The following is a 16,351-nucleotide window of genomic DNA, read 5'->3' as shown; positions in this document are numbered from 1 at the left end:
ACCACCGCCACCGCCACCTGCAACGCCACCACCACCAACTCCAGAGAAAATTGAAGTTGTTGAAGACGATAAAGAAATTGAAGAAACAGTAATTGAATCTACAGAGACAGATGAATCTGAGGCTGTTGAAGTAGAAGAAATTGTTGAGGTAGCAGAGGAAGAAGAAGTAGTAGAAGATGTACCTTTCTCTATTATTGAAGATGTACCTGTTTTCCCTGGATGTACAGGAACAAATCAACAAAAGAAAGACTGTTTAAATAAAAAGATGCGTAAGCACGTACAAAGATACTTTGATGCTGAATTAGCAAATGAGTTAGGTTTACCAGCAGGTAAGAAGAGAATCTATGTACAGTTCAAAATTGATAAGGATGGTTCTATTACTAGCATTAGAGCTAGAGCACCACACCCAAGATTAAAGAAAGAAGCAGAACGTATCGTAAAAAAACTACCTAAAATGAAGCCAGGTAGACAAAGAGGTAAAGCAGTACGTGTAGGTTATACATTACCAATTACCTTCAATGTAGAGTAAAATATTTAGATCTATATATTTTTAAAGCAGTTCATTTTGAGCTGCTTTTTTTGTGGCATGTTTTTTGGAATCTATTTAACCTAATTTAAAACTATTATATTATGAAAAAGGTTAAAAAGCTACCGCAAAAGCAATTAGAGAAGTTTTCTTCAATTTTTACACAATTAGGATTAGTATTAGTACTATTTGTTGTTTTTGTTACATTAGAACACAAAACGGAAAAGAAAGGAGCCACTGCTTTTACTACAACATCTAATGATACTGATGAGCCTACATTTGTGATAACAGATTTTCGAAAAGAATTAAAAAGAGTAGTAGTAGAAACTCCTAAACCTCAAAAGCCAGTACTAAAACCAGTACAAGTATTAACTAAAGTAGAACCTATTAAAAATACTGATATAGTTAAACAAGAAACTGTAGTGCAAATTCCAGTAGATCAACCTACAGAGATTAATAAAACGAACGTTGTAATTCCTAGCGTGCCTAAAACTCCAGAAAATACAACCGTTTCTATTAGATCTGTACAAAAAGCACCTGTTTTTAAAGGTTGTGAAGGGCTTTCTGAAGCAGAAAATAGAATTTGTTTCGAAAAAAAGATGAAGCAATTAGTACAAAGGCATTTTGATACAGATTTAGCGAATGAATTAGGGTTAAGAAGTGGAAAAAACAAAATCCTAACACAATTTGTAATCGATAAAAATGGACTGGTTACTGATATTAAAGTTAGAGCACCACATCCAAGATTGAAAGATGAAGCGAATAGAATTATAAAAAAAATCCCAAAGTTTAAACCAGGAGAACAAAATGATAAAGCTGTTCAAGTAAGATATACATTGCCTATCAGCTTTATGGTAGAATAGGAACAAAAAACTCGATCAATTAATTGATCGAGTTTTTTACTTTTGTAAGTATGGAAGATAAAAAAGCATATTTCTCGCATGAAACAGCGGTTATTGATGAAGGTTGTAACATTGGTAAAGGAACAAAGATTTGGCACTTTAGCCACATAATGCCAAATGCTGTCATTGGTGAAGATTGTAATTTAGGTCAAAATGTTGTTGTTTCTCCTGAAGTAGTATTAGGAAATAATGTAAAAGTGCAAAATAATGTTTCTATTTATACAGGAGTTATTTGCGAAGACGATGTTTTTTTAGGGCCTTCTATGGTATTTACAAATGTAATTAACCCAAGAAGTGCTGTAAATAGAAAAAATGAGTTTAAAGAAACCATTGTAAAGAAAGGAGCAAGTATTGGAGCAAATGCCACTATAATTTGTGGAAACAATATAGGAGAATATGCATTAATAGGCGCTGGAGCAGTAGTAACAAAAGAAATTCCTCCATATGCATTAGTTGTTGGAAACCCATCTAAACAGATTGGTTGGGTAAGTGAACATGGGTGTAAACTTAGTTTTAATGAAGGTGGAATCGCGTTTTGTCCAGAAACTTCGGAAAAATATCAACTTACCAATAAGAACAAATTGTTAAAAATATTGCAATAAAATGTTAATTTCTTTTGGAGAAAAAGAATTATAGTATATATTTGTTGCGTGGTTATAAACCACTTTCTTTTTCTTTTTCATAGCAATTTTTCCCACTCAATCGTTGAGTGGGTTTTTTTATTTCATAAAATAAATATGAATACATAACGATATATTCAATTGCTACGAACCAAAGATTCTCTTTCCAGGGTGTATTTGCGTAGGCTTGGTAACTCAATATTATTACCAAAGACCATACCAAAGGGAATCTATATTTTGTAAAAACAGATAAAATAATTAATGTTGCTAAATACCAAGGATGCATTGTTGTTGTTGTGAAATAATAAAAAGACAATGCAAAAAGCATAGAAGTAGTAATATCTGTAATTGTTTTGTTTTTATTGAATAAACTAACTACCATTAAAAAAATAACGGTTAAAACAGGCGTTATTTTACCTATTACAGCAATTTCATTATAGCCTCTAAATAAATATCCAATTTCTCTGAATATATAATAGAAACTAGCATTGAATTCAAAATTACGAAACCATAATCCAACTGAATTACTATAATTATCTATTAAATCAGGAGAAAGAAAAGGTACAAATAATACAAGAACAGTAATTATGATAACAGTGTAAAATAAAACTAATTTTGAAATTCGTTCCCATTCAATCTTACCTTTTCGTACTAAAAAAGGTTTTAAGAAAATAGGTAAAAAGAGTAGTGGAATAAGCTTAACGCTTATAGAAAACGCAAACATAAAAGCTGAATAGACCCATTTCTTTTTATAAAATAAATAAAGAGATAATACTAAAAAGAATAGCATTACTGGTTCAAAATGCAAATTCCCAGTCATTTCTATAATGATGAAAGGATTTAGCGCATATAAAAAGATTAAATACTGATTTTTATTAATACTCTTTAATAGCTTAGCTCCAATAAATAAAATACCAATATCAGCTAGTATAATTTGTAAGCGCAATACAATAGCAGCTCCCCAAATAGAATCGTTAGAAAATAATGCTGCAATAAAAAATGAAAACTGATTTAAAGGAGGGTAATTTGTATAATGACTTCCGTTCATTGCTCCCATTCCAGCATATAATTCTGATGCATTTGAAACGGGGAAAACACCATTTTTTATAAATGTTTCTGGCAAGTACATATAAGGATTAAATCCTTCGAAAATCATTCTTCCATCCCAAACAAATCGATAAAAATCTTGAGATAAGTTAGGAGTTGCAATCAAAAAGATCAACCTAAAAAGAATTGCTAAAAAAGCAAGACTTTTAAAAGAGTACTGCTGTTTATTCGTAAGGAAAAAATAACCTGTAAATAAAGAAAACCATAGTATGCATAACGTTCCAAAAGAAGTTCTTTCTAAATGATATGCAAAATAATAGTAAAGAATACTAGATATAACAGCAATGAAATAAAAAGAATACCTCTTAAGAAAGTGAATCATTATTAGGCTTTAGAAAATACAGATTTAAAAAATACGTAACCAAATCCTATGAAAAGCATTAAGTGAAAAGGAAAAAGTCCAAAATCACCACCTTGATCTCCAACAACAAAAGCACTGTATAAACCAAAAGCAAAATAAAGTACTAAAAGTCCTTCAATAATCACATTCCAAGAAGGTTTTTTACGAATATATTTATTGTTTTTCCAACTGTCTTTTAAAGACTTAATGTTAAATTTAGGCGTACGTACAAATTCACTTTTCTTTCCAAAATGCCCTTCTAATACAGCTATAGTGTTATGTAAAGAGAATCCCATAGCAATAGAGAAGAATGTGAAAAATGCGCCTATATATTTAATAAAGTTCTTTATACCTCCGCCGAAAGTATTTTTATACATAAACCAATAACAGGTAAAGAAGATGAAAGTACTTGTAACAAAGAAACTCATCACCCAGAAAAACACTTCTAAATGTTCATATTTATTTTTAATGTATAACATAGGAATACTTAGAATTCCCATTAGAAAAACAAACGTAAACATAGAACTATTTAACAAGTGTAAAATACTATGGACTTTTGTTTTTAAGTTTACATTTTTGTTAGTAATAATTCGAGCTAACATTTTCTGGAAATTCTCAGCCCCACCTTTATTCCATCTAAATTGTTGAGAACGTGCAGCACTAATAATTACAGGAAGTTCAGCAGGAGTAACCACATCTTCTAAATACTTAAATTTCCATTTTTTAAGCTGTGCACGATAACTTAAGTCTAGATCTTCTGTTAATGTATCTCCTTCCCAGTTTCCAGCATCTATAATACATTCTTTTCTCCAAATACCAGCAGTACCGTTAAAGTTGATGAAATGACCTTTACTATTTCGTCCTACTTGTTCTAAAGAGAAATGCGCATCTAAAGCAAATGCTTGCACTTTTGTTAGTGTAGAATAATTCCTGTTAATATGTCCCCACCTAGTTTGTACAACACCAATTTCAGGATTTTTAAAATAAGGAACTGTTTTTTCTAACCAACAAGGTTTTGGAAGGAAATCTGCATCAAAAATGGCAATATATTCTCCTTTAGCTACTTTTAAACCTTCTTTTAAAGCTCCAGCTTTAAAACCAGCTCTGTTTTCTCTTCGGATATGTTGAATATCTAAACCTGTTTCTTGTAGTTTTTGAATATGCTCAGCAGTACTAAGAACAGACTCATCTGTAGAATCATCTAAAACCTGAATTTCAAGTTTTTCTCTTGGATATTTAAGCTTTGCAATATTATCTAACAAGCGCTCCATTACATACAACTCATTATATACAGGGAGTTGAATGGTAACAAAAGGTACTTCACCTTCATTTGAAAGATCAAACTTCTCAGCATCATCTACTTTCTTTTTAGAAGATAAGTAGTTAAACAATAAATTTAATTGTGCTAAAGCATACATGAAGACTAGCAATAATGAAATGCTATAAAGACTGATAATGATGTAATCTAGTATCATTATTTGAAACTGTATTTAAAAATCCAACTTAAAATTTTTACGCCTGCTAATATAGTGCCTTTTACGGTACCAGAAACTTTAGAAACACCAATTCTATTTCTGTACTTTACAGGCACTTCTACATATGAATATTTTCGCTTAATAGCCTTTAACTGCATTTCTACAGTCCATCCATATGTTTTATCTTCCATATTTAAATCCAATAACTTATCGTATTTAATGGCTCTAAACGGACCTAAATCGGTAAATTTAGCACCAAAAAACAAACGCATTAAAAAGGTAGCCAACCAATTACCAAAAACTTGTTGTGGTGTCATGGAACCTTTTTCACGTAGTCGTTTAACTCGCGAACCAATTACAAAATCTATATCTTCATTTGTTATAGGAGAAATAATTTCAGTAAGTTGTTCAGGATAATCAGAATAATCACCATCAAGAAATACCACAATATCTGGTTTAGGATTGGTGTTAGCTATAAGGTCCATACCTTTTAAACAAGCATAACCGTATCCTCTTCTAGGTTCAGAAAGTACCGTTGCCCCAGCATTTTTAGCATTCTGCTCAGTAGCATCTGTAGAATTATTACTTACAACAATTACCTCATCTACTAAATCTGGAATATCATTAATAACTTTCGTTATAGAATCTTCCTCGTTATATGCGGGGATAATAACTTTAATTATCGGCTTCATGAATTATTTTAAATCGTTAAGATTATTCTCTTTTTTAAAAGAAGAAAAATCTTTCCACTCTTTTATTTTTTTACCATTCACAAATTTAGAGGCTTTAACTAACTTTCTTTTTTGGTAGACTAAACAATATCCATTTTTTATATTGTTCTTTAATTGACATTTATGTCCAACGTCTCCATTGTTATCATAAAATAGCCACCACTTATTTTGTAATCCATTAATATAATGCCCCTCTTTTTCCTTGAATGAATCTGCGCGGTAAAAGTACCAATATTTATGTTTTAAACCTTTCTTAAAATGCCCCTTTTCTTTTAAAACTCCATTTGGATAATAAAATTTCCAATAACCATGTTTTAAATTGTCTTTAACCCAACCCTCTTCTTTAAGATTGCCGTTTGTATGATAGTTTTTAGCATATTGTTTCTGAGCAAAAACTACCGATGAAAAAAGTAAAAGAAAGCCAATTAAAAGGTTATTTTTCATTCATTAACTTTAAAAGATCAACATCGTTTCCTAATAAAACTTCTGTTGGATTGATTCTTCCTTCTTCTGGACCGTTTTCTAATTTTAAAACTCCTCTTGGACATACAGCTGAACAAACACCACAACCAACGCAACTAGCTCTTACTATATTTTCTCCTTTTTGAGCGTATGATCTAACATCAATTCCTTGCTCACAATAGGTAGAACAGTTTCCACATGAAATACATTGTCCTCCGTTAGTGGTAATTCTAAAACGAGACTTAAAACGTTGCACTAATCCCATGTAGGCAGCTAAAGGACATCCAAAACGACACCAAACACGATTCCCTAATATTGGATAGAATCCTGTACCAATAACTCCTGAGAAAATAGAACCAATTAAAAATCCGTAACTACTCTGAACATCATATGCAGAGAAACCAAAAGCAAGTTCTTTCCAACTTGGAATTTCAGCAAAATAGGTATACAAAGTTAAAGCAGTCATTAAAATAGCGAATACTAATACACCATGAATTAACCAACGCTCAATTTTCCATGAGAATAAAGATTTGCTAGAAAGCTGACGATAAGGATCTCCTAAAGTTTCGGCTAATCCACCACAACCACAAACCCAAGAACAATACCAGCGTTTTCCATAGAAATACACCATTACTGGCACAATAACTAAGGTTAAAACAATTCCCCAAACTAGCATAAATATTCCAAGGTTTCCGCTTTCTATTAAACTGTTAATATTATAATCAAAGAAGAACGTATAGTTTAATGGCCATGCATTTTTAAAATCGAACCAAGGCTTATTAAAAGCAACTAATATTTCTGGAATTAAGAAGGCAAAAGCTATTTGGAAAAATAATACCACGGCAGTTCTTACAATTTGGTAGTTATTATGTCTGTATTTAATAAACATACGTACTGCAAATACTGTCATTACAGAACAGTACATAAAACCATATAAAAACCACTGACTAGATTCGTTTCCACTTAAACCTAAACTAACTTGGTTAACAGATAAAATAGGATTAATTAAATAGTTAGGGAAGAAGTATAGTAATACATAAAACCCAACAAAATATACAAAGGCAATTAATCCTAAAGGACCTCTGTTTGTAGCAGAGTGTTGGAAAATTCCATTGTTTTTAATACCTGCAGGTCCTAATAATTTATAATCAGAACCAAAAGCAATTAATCCACCAAGAATAGCCAAACCAAATGTTAACCAGAAAAATAAACCTTGATTTTTAGAAACCCAACCTGTAGCAGATGCTCGAACTAAAGGATAAACAAAATCTTTATAAGTTTTGTTCCATTTAATCCAGATAATTTTATCCCAAGCTATTTCTTTTTGACTTTTATGATATTCGTTCGACTCTTCAGCAATCTGAATAAGCTTACTAGTTAATTCTCCTGTGCTTAATTCTTTACCAACAATATGCTTTTTAGCCTTTTCTATAAAGAATTCACTTTTAACTTTTTGTGAAGCCCATGTATCAAATGTTGCTTCAGAAACTTTGTTACTTCCGGTAAAAATACTTCCCGTGAAAAAAACAAATCCTATTAAAGCAATAACGAGCCCTATATTTTTAACTAATTTCATTGAATTTCTAATTTTATGCTTTTGTAAATATGCGTTTCCAGCTTTTCTTTTTAGCCTTAATACTCGTTCCGTGTTCTTTATTAAATTGAGCTACAATTTCCTGCTCATGTTGTTTGTAAAATTCAGGGTCAAAATTTGCATCTGCTAAGTGTTCTAATACATATTCAACAGATTTCTTTTCAGTAAGTACACGATTAAAGAACTCATGACGCATTCGAATTCCAAAAGTATTGATACCTATAAATTCCTTAGTTTCTTTATCAAAATTGATGTGAATTGCTTTTTTTCCTCCACTGTGTTTCCAGAAGAAACGAGCTTCATTTTCTTTAGGTTTTGCCCATACCCAACCATAAGTCTGATATTCAATATCGATAAACTTCGCTGAGTTAAACCAGTGCCCAGGATTATAAGCCGTAGGACTTCCACAGATTGTTTGTGCTAGTGCTTCTCCCATCATTCTCCCAGTATACCAAACTGCTTCTATAGGTCTACGTTGACCAATAGCTTCTCTTTGCTCAGCACAATCTCCAATAGCATATACATCTTTAATGTTGGTTTCTAATTGACGATTTACTAATACTCCGCGATTGGTTTCTATAGCAGAATCTTTAACGAAGTTTATATTTGGAGAAACTCCAGCAGTTAATCCTACTACATTACAAGCAATCTCTTCACCTGTTTCAGCAATCACAATAGATTTTACATTGCCTTTATTGTCTGCTTTAATTTCTTTTAAATTAACTCCTAATCGTAAATCAATATGATTATCTAAAATTTCTTGATTAATCATTTCAGACTCTTGATCGGGAAGTACACCATTCCAAAAACTAGTTTCTCTTACTAAAAAAGTAACAGGAATGTGTCTGCTATGTAGCATTTCGGCTAATTCAATTCCAATTAAACCTCCGCCAACAATTACAGCACGTTTACACGCATCTTTATTTGGAGCATATTTTTCTAAGCTTTCTAAATCTTGCTTATGATACATTCCCATTACGCCATTTAAATCTTGCCCTGGCCAACCAAATTTATTTGGTTTAGATCCTGTAGCAATAATTAACTTGTCGTAAGAAAACGATTCGTTATTATCTAATAAAAGAGTTTTATTATCAGTATCTATACTGTTTACAAATGCTTTTTTAAGTTCTATTCTGTTTTTCTTCCAAAACCAATTTTCATAAGGTTGTGTGTTTTCAAACTTCATATGTCCCATGTATATGTACATGAGTGCTGTTCTAGAGAAAAAATACTCCGTTTCACCGGAAATAATAGTGATTTTTTTATCTGATAATTTCCTGATATGACGGGCAGCCGTAACGCCTGAAATACCATTACCAATAATAACGATGTGTTCCATGTTTTGAGAATTGCTTTACCTTATGTCGAGAAGAAAGTTAATAATTTACTGATGAAATAAATTTAGAATTGTTTTAAATAAGGATTTACACTGAAAAAAGGGGGAAAAGTGTAATGTGAACTCTTTTTTTACGACTGAGCAGCATATTTTTAAAACTACTATAATGAAACGAATTTCAATCTTCTTAGCAGTAATGCTATGTAGTCTTAACATATTTTCTCAGGAAGAAGAACAAGAAGAAAAGAACAATTTACAAGTATTTACGCCTTCAAAATTATTAAATAAAGGGCAGTGGGACATTAAATGGTTTAATAGTTTATATACAGAAACCAAAAGAACAGGAGATAAAAATAGTGATAGTGAGAGTATTCCTAGACAAAACTTTTTTACCTCTACATTAGAAGTATTTACAGGTATTTCAGATAATAATAGAATTAACGTTGGAGGAATTATTGAATTTCGTTCAAATACTTTTGGAGGAAGACAAGCACTTTCTGTATTTAGCTTAGAAGATACGAGTTCAGATCGTAAGGGAATTTCTTCTATTGCACCAGCAGTAAAAATTCAGCCTTTAGAAAATATAGGAAACTTCTCTATTCAGAGTGCATTACATATTCCATTATTAGATAGTGGTGATGAAAGAGATGCAAACGGATTTTTAGATCAAACAGCTTGGGCTTTCCAAAACAGATTTTTCTACGATTATACATTCCCAAGTGGTAAATGGCAATTATTTACAGAAATAAATACGGAATATAGTTTTGGAGACGATCAAAGTTTTGCAAACAATACCTTTTTAGTAGTTCCAGGAGTATTCATGAGCTATTTCCCTACGCAAGATGCTACGGTATTAGGTTTTGTACAACACTCTGAGCGTTTTGGAGATTTTGCACAAGATAATACTGCATTAGGTTTTGGAGGAAAATACCAAATTACAGATGTATTAAATGTTGAAGTACTATATAGCAATATTGTAAGAGGATTTAATTTCCAAGGATTAGGAGAAACATATAGTATTGGTTTAAGAGCTTTATTTTAAGAGTTTATAGGAAAGTAATATAATTTGTAATGACTATTTTTAGCATATGAAGCTAAAATTATTTTTCTTATTACTTTCATTAGCAATATTTCAGTCTTGTAACAGTCAGAAAGAAAAGATAAACGGATTAAGTTTTGTAGCCTCTCCAGAAGCTATAAACAATAAACATATCTTACCAGTTCAAAAGGCATCAGCGAATTATGTTTCACTGATGCCTTTTGGATTTATACGTGATTTATCTTCTCCTAAAGTAATATACAATACCTCTAGACAATGGTTTGGAGAAACAAGAGCAGGTGTAAAACAATATGCGTCTGTTTTTGAAAATAAAAACATTCAAGTAATGTTAAAACCTCAAATTTGGGTATGGAGAGGAGAGTTTACAGGATATATAGAAATGAAGTCTGAAGAAGAATGGAAAACATTGGAAGATTCTTATGCTACATTTATTTTAGAATATGCGGAATTGGCAAAAGAAATCAATGCTACTATTTTTTGTATAGGAACAGAATTAGAAAAGTTTGTATTAAATAGACCTGATTACTGGAAAGATCTGATTGTAAAAATCAGAAAGATTTACAAGGGGAAACTGACTTATGCAGCCAATTGGGATGAATTTAAACGTGTGCCTTTTTGGAAAGAATTAGATTATATAGGAATAGATGCTTATTTTCCTGTAAGTGATAAAAAAACACCTACAGTTACCGATTTAGAAAAAGGTTGGGAACCTCATAAAGAAGTAATAAAAGGAATACAAGAAATGTATGATAGACCAATTTTGTTTACAGAGTTTGGATATCGTAGTGTAGATTATACAGGAAAAGAACCTTGGAAGTCAGATCGTATAAATGGACAAGTAAATTTAATAGGACAACATAATGCTACCTTGGCCATTCATAATACATTTTGGAAAGAAGATTGGTTTGCTGGAGGTTTTTTATGGAAATGGTTTCATAATCATGAGAGTGTAGGAGGTGAGCAAAATAACCGTTTTACACCTCAAAATAAACCCGTAGAGGAATTAATTCAGCAATTGTATGCGAAATACAAGTAAATATCTATTTTTTTGCCTAGTGTTATTACTGGGGCTCTTTGCCTGTTCTGAAGCAAATGAATCGTCACTTTCAGAAACCGTTTTACAAGATTATCTGGAAATCCATAAAGACAAAGTTATAGATGAAGTAATTGCTTGCGCTGGTAATGAAAGAAATAATGTTGAAAAGGTTTTTGTGTATTATTATCCGATTGTAGGGAGCTCTAATTACAGGTATTACGAAACAGAAAGTGCAGCTGTAAATCCAAATGATTTTTCTAATTATAAGTTAAAAGAACTGCCTTCTGAAGGAGTTTTTGGAGATAAACTTTCTTTTTTTACAAGAGAAACAACATACGAAGCTTGGGGAATAGTTACTTTTTTAACGGAAGGAAAAATTCATAAATCGAATCCTATTCGCTTAAAACAGCAAACCAAACCAACAATCTATACAGAAAATATTGTCATAGATACTTCACAAAATGGAACGCCAAAATTTCAATGGGAAGAAAGTTCTTACAGGGAAGATGCTATTTATTTTCAAGCTTTGGTAACGAATACAAACGAATTTATTTCAGGAACATATACGATAGAGAAATGTTTCCGTTATTATGATACGAGTAATGTGGTACTCGATATTAATTTAGGAACTCCTCCAACATTAAATACTACTGCTGAATATCAAATGAATATTTTAGGAGTTAGTGAAGATAATTGGGTAAATGTACATGCCCGACAAACATTTTAAGACTTTAATTAATGTTAAGACAATTTCTTTTTTTGTTCATCCTTTTTTGTGCGAATTTACAAGCACAACATAATGTAATACATGATTTAAAGATAAAAGGAGCAACTAAAACTAAACCGTCTTTTATCAAGAGTTTACTAAAAACAAAAGCAGGAAAACCGTTAGACTCTATTACATTAAAAGAAGATATTGTTACCTTAAAACGATTGCCATCAGTAGCGCATGCGTATTATCAAGTATTTCCTTCAGAAGACGAATCGTATAACGTATTTATACATATACAGGAGAACTTCACAATTCTTCCTGAATTAGGATTTTGGACAACGACCAATAATCGATTTGCTTATAAAGTAGGTGTATACGAGTATAATTTTTTAGGTAGAAATATAGCTCTTGGAGGATTTTATCAAAATAATGGCTACGATACTTATGCGATTAATGTAAGAGCGCCTAATTTATTTTCAAAACATTTCGGATTGGCATTAAGTCATCAAAATTGGAAAAGCGAAGAACCGTTATTTTTCGATAATCAATCTGCTAATTATTTGTATAATAATATTTCTACGGAATTATTAGGCTTGTATCAAATCGATTTTAATAACAGATTGACCTTTGGAATAAATTATTTTACAGAGAAATATCAGTATTTAAGAGGAGCAACAAGTCCTACAGTTCCTAGAAACTTAACAGTAGATAAATTGCTATATAAACTCTTGTATTCTTACGAAGATTTAGATTACTATTTTCATTACATAGAAGGATTTAAAAGTATTTTGTATTTACAGTATGTAACTTCTCAGAACGATTTTCAAGAGCAGTTTGTGATTGCATGGAACGATTTTTTCTATTATAGAAGAATAGGAGCAAAAGGTAACTGGGCTAATCGCTTGCGTATTGGTTTTGCTTCCAATAACGATTCTCCGTTTGCACCTTTTGCATTAGATAATAATATTAATTTAAGAGGTGTAGGAATTATTGTAGATAGAGGAACAGCAAGTATTGTATATAATACAGAATACCGTCATACATTTTATGATAAAAAATGGTTAACGATTCAAGGAAATGCATTTATAGATGCTGGAACTTGGCGACAACCTGGAGGAGAAATCAACGATTTTTGGAAGAATGAAAATATTCGTTTGTTCTCTGGAGTTGGATTACGCTTTATCAATAAGAAGATTTACAATGCAGTTTTACGAGTAGACTATGGTGTTAGTTTAAAAGACAATACAAGAGGTATTGTGTTTGGTATTGGACAATATTTTTAAACTAAAAAAGTAACAACGCTAGGTGTAGTGAGTAAAAAATTATTTGAAATTAATAACCTAACGTTGCTACAATAATATAAGGGTTCGGGAATTATTTCTTATTCATTTCTAAGTTAATCGTTAGCGTTACTTCTTCACCAATAGAACCGCCAGATCCACCTATATTAAAATCAGTTCTTTTTATAGTAGTAGCTAACTTTAAACCAGCTTTTGTTCCGTATTTATTTTTTACAACTCCATTAATTTTACCTTTTAAAACTACTGGTTTTGTAATTCCTTTAATAGTTAAGTCACCCGTAATTTCAATGTTTTTACCTTCAAGCTTTTTAAATGATTTTTGTTTGAATGTAATTGTAGGAAATTGTTTAGCATCAAAGAAATCATTAGCACGTAAATGTTTATCTCTTCCTTCATTCTTAGTATTGATACTTGCAGTTTCTATTGCTACTGTAAAAACAGGATTTTCAAAATTAGCTTCAGTAGTAGCATCAATTGTAAAAGCATCAAAAGAACCTGTTGTTTCTGAAATTATTAAATGAGAAACAGCAAAGTTTACTGAAGAATGAGAAACGTCTACCGACCATTTTTCTTGTGAAAATCCATTTATTGAAATTAAGATTAACAGCAAACTTGTAAATAATTTGAATGATTTAGTTTTCATGTTTATAATATTAGGATTAAGTTATTTTTAAAATCTTTTTGAAGCTCCAAACTCCATAGCTTCACCTTTTCCAAATCCATAGCTAATTCCAAATGTGACGAATCGTCCTCTTTGGCGATCGCTTTCTGCGTAAAAAGTAGGTACATCTGTTATACTTTGAAATCTTCTAGAAGCAAAGATGTCTCTAACACTTAAATTCAGAATTACTTTTCCTTTAATAATCTTTTTTCGAAGCCCAAGGTTAGCAAATAAGTTGTCTTTAATTAGATTTTGAGCTGTTTTGTATTGAGAGCGATAAATAGTTGTGACTTCAAGATCGAAACTAGCAGGAAGCTTAAATTTTGCAGTCGATTTAGTATCCCAACGCGTACCGTTAAAATCGAAATTATTATTAGCATCAAACTGTCCTTTTCTATTGAAAATATTATAGTTGAAATCACCATTTATAGAAAACCATTTTGCTAAGCCTACTTTATAATTAGCTTCGAAACCAGTTGTATTACTTGTTCCAAAGTTTTCTGGTCTTCTAGTAGTTACATTCGTAGTTTCATTGAAAAAACTTACATCTTCAATAACATCTGTAGTATAACGATGATACACACCTAGATTCAGATTTAATTTGCCGAGTTTATGTATAGAAGTAATTTCATAAGAATCTGTAAATTCAGGTTGTAAGTTTGGATTTCCTGTGAAAATGTTGAAATTATTTCGAATATTAAAGAACGGATTCAAATCCCATAATCTAGGACGATAAATTCGTTTAGAAAAGCCTGCTTGTAACGAAAACTTAGGTGTTATTTTATAAGAAGTATGAATACTTGGAAATAGATTGGTGTAATTCTGACTATTGTTCTCGTTTGTGTTTTGTAACACTGTTTCTAAATTGGTGTTTTCTAATCGAGTACCTAATTTTATACCCCATTTTTTACCTTCATAAGCACCAGTAACATAAGCTCCTAATACATTTTGGTTATAGTTGAATATGTTTGTTAATCCAGCATTGTTAATCCAAGCATTATTTATAAAATCGTTTACAGCATAATCGTTTGTTACATCATTTAAAACGTACTGACCTCCAGTTTCTATGGTATATTTTTCAGAAATTGGATGTGTATAATCTAGCTTAAAAGTATATTGAGCTTCTTTAAAATCTGTTCTGGTTTGTTGTCTGGAAGAGTTTAAAACACCACTAAGTACAGTATTATTAAATTCAGAAGATTGATCTTTTCCGAAGAAACTTCCTAAAGCACTAAATAGTAAGTTTTGTTCCTTATTGTTTTCAAAATCTTTTTTGTATTGTAATTCGTATTGAAACTTAGGATTGGTAGCTTCAGTAGTTTCTATTCTAGTATACGAACGATTTAATGTATTGTCTGTGTAGTTTTCAGAAAATAAAGATTCGGAATCTTCATTTTCAAATTCATATGCAAAGTTTCCAGATAAGGTAATTACATTGTTTTTATTAATATGGTAATCGGTACCTAAAACAACATTATAAAATTGTTCATTTTTATTTCCAGAACCTGTTGCTGTAATCTCTGTGGCATCTGCTTTGTTTCTACTTAAACTAGTAAACGTATTTGGGAATGTACGTTTTCCTACACCTAATTGACTAAAAATATTGAATTTCTCTGTGCGTTTGTTTAAGCTAAATCCAATGCTATGATTATTAGGAACTCCAGTATTTAAGGTAATAGAACCATTTACACCAGCCTTTTCGTTTTTTCTTAAAACAATATTGATAATTCCTGTAGTTCCTTCAGCTTCGTACTTTGCAGAAGGGTTAGTAATTACTTCGATTTTTTCAATTTGATCTGCAGTAATAGTACCTAACGCATTTCCTTCTTGACTTGCTATTACAGAAGGTTTTCCGTTGATTAATATTTGTGCTCCTTGTCCGCCACGTAAACTAATTTGTCCTTCAATATTTACATTTACAGAAGGAACATTGTTTAAAACTTCAATAGCACTAGCTCCAGTAGAACTTAAATCTTTACCAACATTAAAAACGCGTTTATCTAGTTTAAATTCTGTAGAAGATTTTTCTGCTCTTACAACTACTTCTTCTAATTGATTAGCTTCTTCTGATAAGAAGATTTGCCCAAGATTTATTTCGGTATTGGCGTTGTTAAAATCGGTTATTGTTTTAGAAGTGTATCCTATAAAGCTGACTTCTACGTAAAAATTCGTTGCTTTTGTTGTAAAGTTAAATACTCCAGTTTCATCTGTAGTAATTCCTGTAATAGGCTTTTTACTTGTGTTATCGGCAATAATAACTGTAGCGAATTCTATAGGAGTATTGGTATTCTTATCAATTACAACTCCTTTTATTGTTTTGTTTTTAGTTTGTGCCCCCGCAAAATGTCCTAAAAAAGATAAAGCAAGTACAAAAATCAATTGCTTGACGTTCATCTGATATTTTTTATTTAATGCAGACAAATCTGATAAGAAGTATGGTTTTATAAAAAAGAAATCTGTAAACAACCAAAGTTGTCCTTTTAACCAC

General features: G+C 31.2%; 15 protein-coding genes. 7 read left to right on the top strand and 8 right to left on the bottom strand.

The features are described from left to right. The 3 genes from ACKTTC_RS08075 to ACKTTC_RS08065 all read left to right on the top strand — a co-directional run. Positions 1–529: energy transducer TonB (locus ACKTTC_RS08075; RefSeq protein ID WP_408039297.1), on the top strand; the 529-nt coding region annotated here is incomplete at its 5' end. 101 nt (positions 530–630) lie between these two features. After that, a complete protein-coding gene (locus ACKTTC_RS08070) occupies positions 631–1,389 on the top strand; it encodes an energy transducer TonB (protein WP_408039296.1) in 759 nt (252 codons plus the stop codon). Positions 1,390–1,439: 50 nt separating this feature from the next. Further along, complete coding sequence (locus ACKTTC_RS08065; RefSeq protein ID WP_408039295.1) at positions 1,440–2,030, top strand: acyltransferase; 591 nt, start codon at positions 1,440–1,442, stop codon at positions 2,028–2,030. A 52-nt stretch (positions 2,031–2,082) separates the two neighbouring features. Here ACKTTC_RS08065 and ACKTTC_RS08060 read toward each other — a convergent pair whose 3' ends face one another. The 6 genes from ACKTTC_RS08060 to ACKTTC_RS08035 are packed head-to-tail and all read right to left on the bottom strand — an operon-like array spanning position 2,083 to position 9,096. After that, the gene (locus tag ACKTTC_RS08060; protein WP_408039294.1) at positions 2,083–3,477 is read right to left on the bottom strand and encodes a mannosyltransferase; all 1,395 of its coding nucleotides are present in this window, start codon (positions 3,475–3,477) and stop codon (positions 2,083–2,085) included. 2 nt (positions 3,478–3,479) lie between these two features. Next, positions 3,480–4,970: a cellulose synthase family protein gene (locus tag ACKTTC_RS08055; protein WP_408039293.1), complete on the bottom strand. Its 1,491-nt coding sequence runs from the start codon at positions 4,968–4,970 to the stop codon at positions 3,480–3,482. Then, the gene (locus tag ACKTTC_RS08050) at positions 4,970–5,662 is read right to left on the bottom strand and encodes a glycosyltransferase family 2 protein (protein WP_408039292.1); all 693 of its coding nucleotides are present in this window, start codon (positions 5,660–5,662) and stop codon (positions 4,970–4,972) included. Before ACKTTC_RS08050 ends, ACKTTC_RS08055 begins: the two co-directional genes overlap by 1 nt. Before the next feature lie 3 nt (positions 5,663–5,665). Further along, positions 5,666–6,145, bottom strand: a complete 480-nt coding sequence (locus tag ACKTTC_RS08045) for a toxin-antitoxin system YwqK family antitoxin (protein WP_408039291.1) — start codon at positions 6,143–6,145, stop codon at positions 5,666–5,668. After that, complete coding sequence (locus ACKTTC_RS08040; protein ID WP_408039290.1) at positions 6,135–7,739, bottom strand: 4Fe-4S binding protein; 1,605 nt, start codon at positions 7,737–7,739, stop codon at positions 6,135–6,137. The genes ACKTTC_RS08045 and ACKTTC_RS08040 overlap by 11 nt, the downstream gene beginning before the upstream one ends. 13 nt (positions 7,740–7,752) lie before the next feature. Beyond that, positions 7,753–9,096, bottom strand: a complete 1,344-nt coding sequence (locus ACKTTC_RS08035; protein WP_408039289.1) for an NAD(P)/FAD-dependent oxidoreductase — start codon at positions 9,094–9,096, stop codon at positions 7,753–7,755. A 163-nt stretch (positions 9,097–9,259) separates the two neighbouring features. Between ACKTTC_RS08035 and ACKTTC_RS08030 the strand changes: the two genes are divergently transcribed. Genes ACKTTC_RS08030 through ACKTTC_RS08015 form a run of 4 tightly spaced genes read left to right on the top strand, consistent with a single transcriptional unit; the run spans position 9,260 to position 13,184 of the window. Next, positions 9,260–10,135: a hypothetical protein gene (locus tag ACKTTC_RS08030; RefSeq protein WP_408039288.1), complete on the top strand. Its 876-nt coding sequence runs from the start codon at positions 9,260–9,262 to the stop codon at positions 10,133–10,135. A 46-nt stretch (positions 10,136–10,181) separates the two neighbouring features. After that, entirely contained in the window at positions 10,182–11,189 is a 1,008-nt protein-coding gene (locus ACKTTC_RS08025; protein WP_408039287.1) for a glycoside hydrolase family 113, read from the top strand. Continuing rightward, positions 11,173–11,916, top strand: a complete 744-nt coding sequence (locus ACKTTC_RS08020; protein ID WP_408039286.1) for a hypothetical protein — start codon at positions 11,173–11,175, stop codon at positions 11,914–11,916. Before ACKTTC_RS08025 ends, ACKTTC_RS08020 begins: the two co-directional genes overlap by 17 nt. An 11-nt stretch (positions 11,917–11,927) precedes the next feature. Continuing rightward, positions 11,928–13,184: a BamA/TamA family outer membrane protein gene (locus ACKTTC_RS08015; RefSeq protein WP_408039285.1), complete on the top strand. Its 1,257-nt coding sequence runs from the start codon at positions 11,928–11,930 to the stop codon at positions 13,182–13,184. Positions 13,185–13,275: 91 nt separating this feature from the next. Here ACKTTC_RS08015 and ACKTTC_RS08010 read toward each other — a convergent pair whose 3' ends face one another. Both ACKTTC_RS08010 and ACKTTC_RS08005 read right to left on the bottom strand, forming a co-directional pair. Further along, on the bottom strand, positions 13,276–13,845 hold the full coding sequence (locus ACKTTC_RS08010; RefSeq protein ID WP_408039284.1) for a YceI family protein: 570 nt from the start codon (positions 13,843–13,845) through the stop codon (positions 13,276–13,278). 27 nt (positions 13,846–13,872) lie between these two features. Next, positions 13,873–16,257 carry a TonB-dependent receptor domain-containing protein gene (locus tag ACKTTC_RS08005; RefSeq protein WP_408039283.1) on the bottom strand — a complete coding sequence of 795 codons (2,385 nt, stop codon included), beginning with the start codon at positions 16,255–16,257 and terminating at the stop codon, positions 13,873–13,875. Positions 16,258–16,351: the final 94 nt, after the last annotated feature.

Origin of the sequence: Tenacibaculum amylolyticum, from assembly GCF_964511145.1 — a bacterium.
Classification (GTDB): Bacteria; Bacteroidota; Bacteroidia; order Flavobacteriales; family Flavobacteriaceae; genus Polaribacter; species Polaribacter amylolyticum.
The sequence above is the reverse complement of the archived record's forward strand: the minus strand, read 5'-3'. Positions and strand labels throughout refer to the sequence as shown.

Bases quoted from the DNA above. Each gene is read 5' to 3' on its own strand.
- ACKTTC_RS08070 (WP_408039296.1), top strand. From the start codon at position 631: ATGAAAAAGGTTAAAAAGCTACCGCAAAAGCAATTAGAGAAGTTTTCT.
- ACKTTC_RS08065 (WP_408039295.1), top strand. From the start codon at position 1,440: ATGGAAGATAAAAAAGCATATTTCTCGCATGAAACAGCGGTTATTGAT.
- ACKTTC_RS08060 (WP_408039294.1), bottom strand. From the start codon at position 3,477: ATGATTCACTTTCTTAAGAGGTATTCTTTTTATTTCATTGCTGTTATA.
- ACKTTC_RS08055 (WP_408039293.1), bottom strand. From the start codon at position 4,970: ATGATACTAGATTACATCATTATCAGTCTTTATAGCATTTCATTATTG.
- ACKTTC_RS08050 (WP_408039292.1), bottom strand. From the start codon at position 5,662: ATGAAGCCGATAATTAAAGTTATTATCCCCGCATATAACGAGGAAGAT.
- ACKTTC_RS08045 (WP_408039291.1), bottom strand. From the start codon at position 6,145: ATGAAAAATAACCTTTTAATTGGCTTTCTTTTACTTTTTTCATCGGTA.
- ACKTTC_RS08040 (WP_408039290.1), bottom strand. From the start codon at position 7,739: ATGAAATTAGTTAAAAATATAGGGCTCGTTATTGCTTTAATAGGATTT.
- ACKTTC_RS08035 (WP_408039289.1), bottom strand. From the start codon at position 9,096: ATGGAACACATCGTTATTATTGGTAATGGTATTTCAGGCGTTACGGCT.
- ACKTTC_RS08030 (WP_408039288.1), top strand. From the start codon at position 9,260: ATGAAACGAATTTCAATCTTCTTAGCAGTAATGCTATGTAGTCTTAAC.
- ACKTTC_RS08025 (WP_408039287.1), top strand. From the start codon at position 10,182: ATGAAGCTAAAATTATTTTTCTTATTACTTTCATTAGCAATATTTCAG.
- ACKTTC_RS08020 (WP_408039286.1), top strand. From the start codon at position 11,173: ATGCGAAATACAAGTAAATATCTATTTTTTTGCCTAGTGTTATTACTG.
- ACKTTC_RS08015 (WP_408039285.1), top strand. From the start codon at position 11,928: ATGTTAAGACAATTTCTTTTTTTGTTCATCCTTTTTTGTGCGAATTTA.
- ACKTTC_RS08010 (WP_408039284.1), bottom strand. From the start codon at position 13,845: ATGAAAACTAAATCATTCAAATTATTTACAAGTTTGCTGTTAATCTTA.
- ACKTTC_RS08005 (WP_408039283.1), bottom strand. From the start codon at position 16,257: ATGAACGTCAAGCAATTGATTTTTGTACTTGCTTTATCTTTTTTAGGA.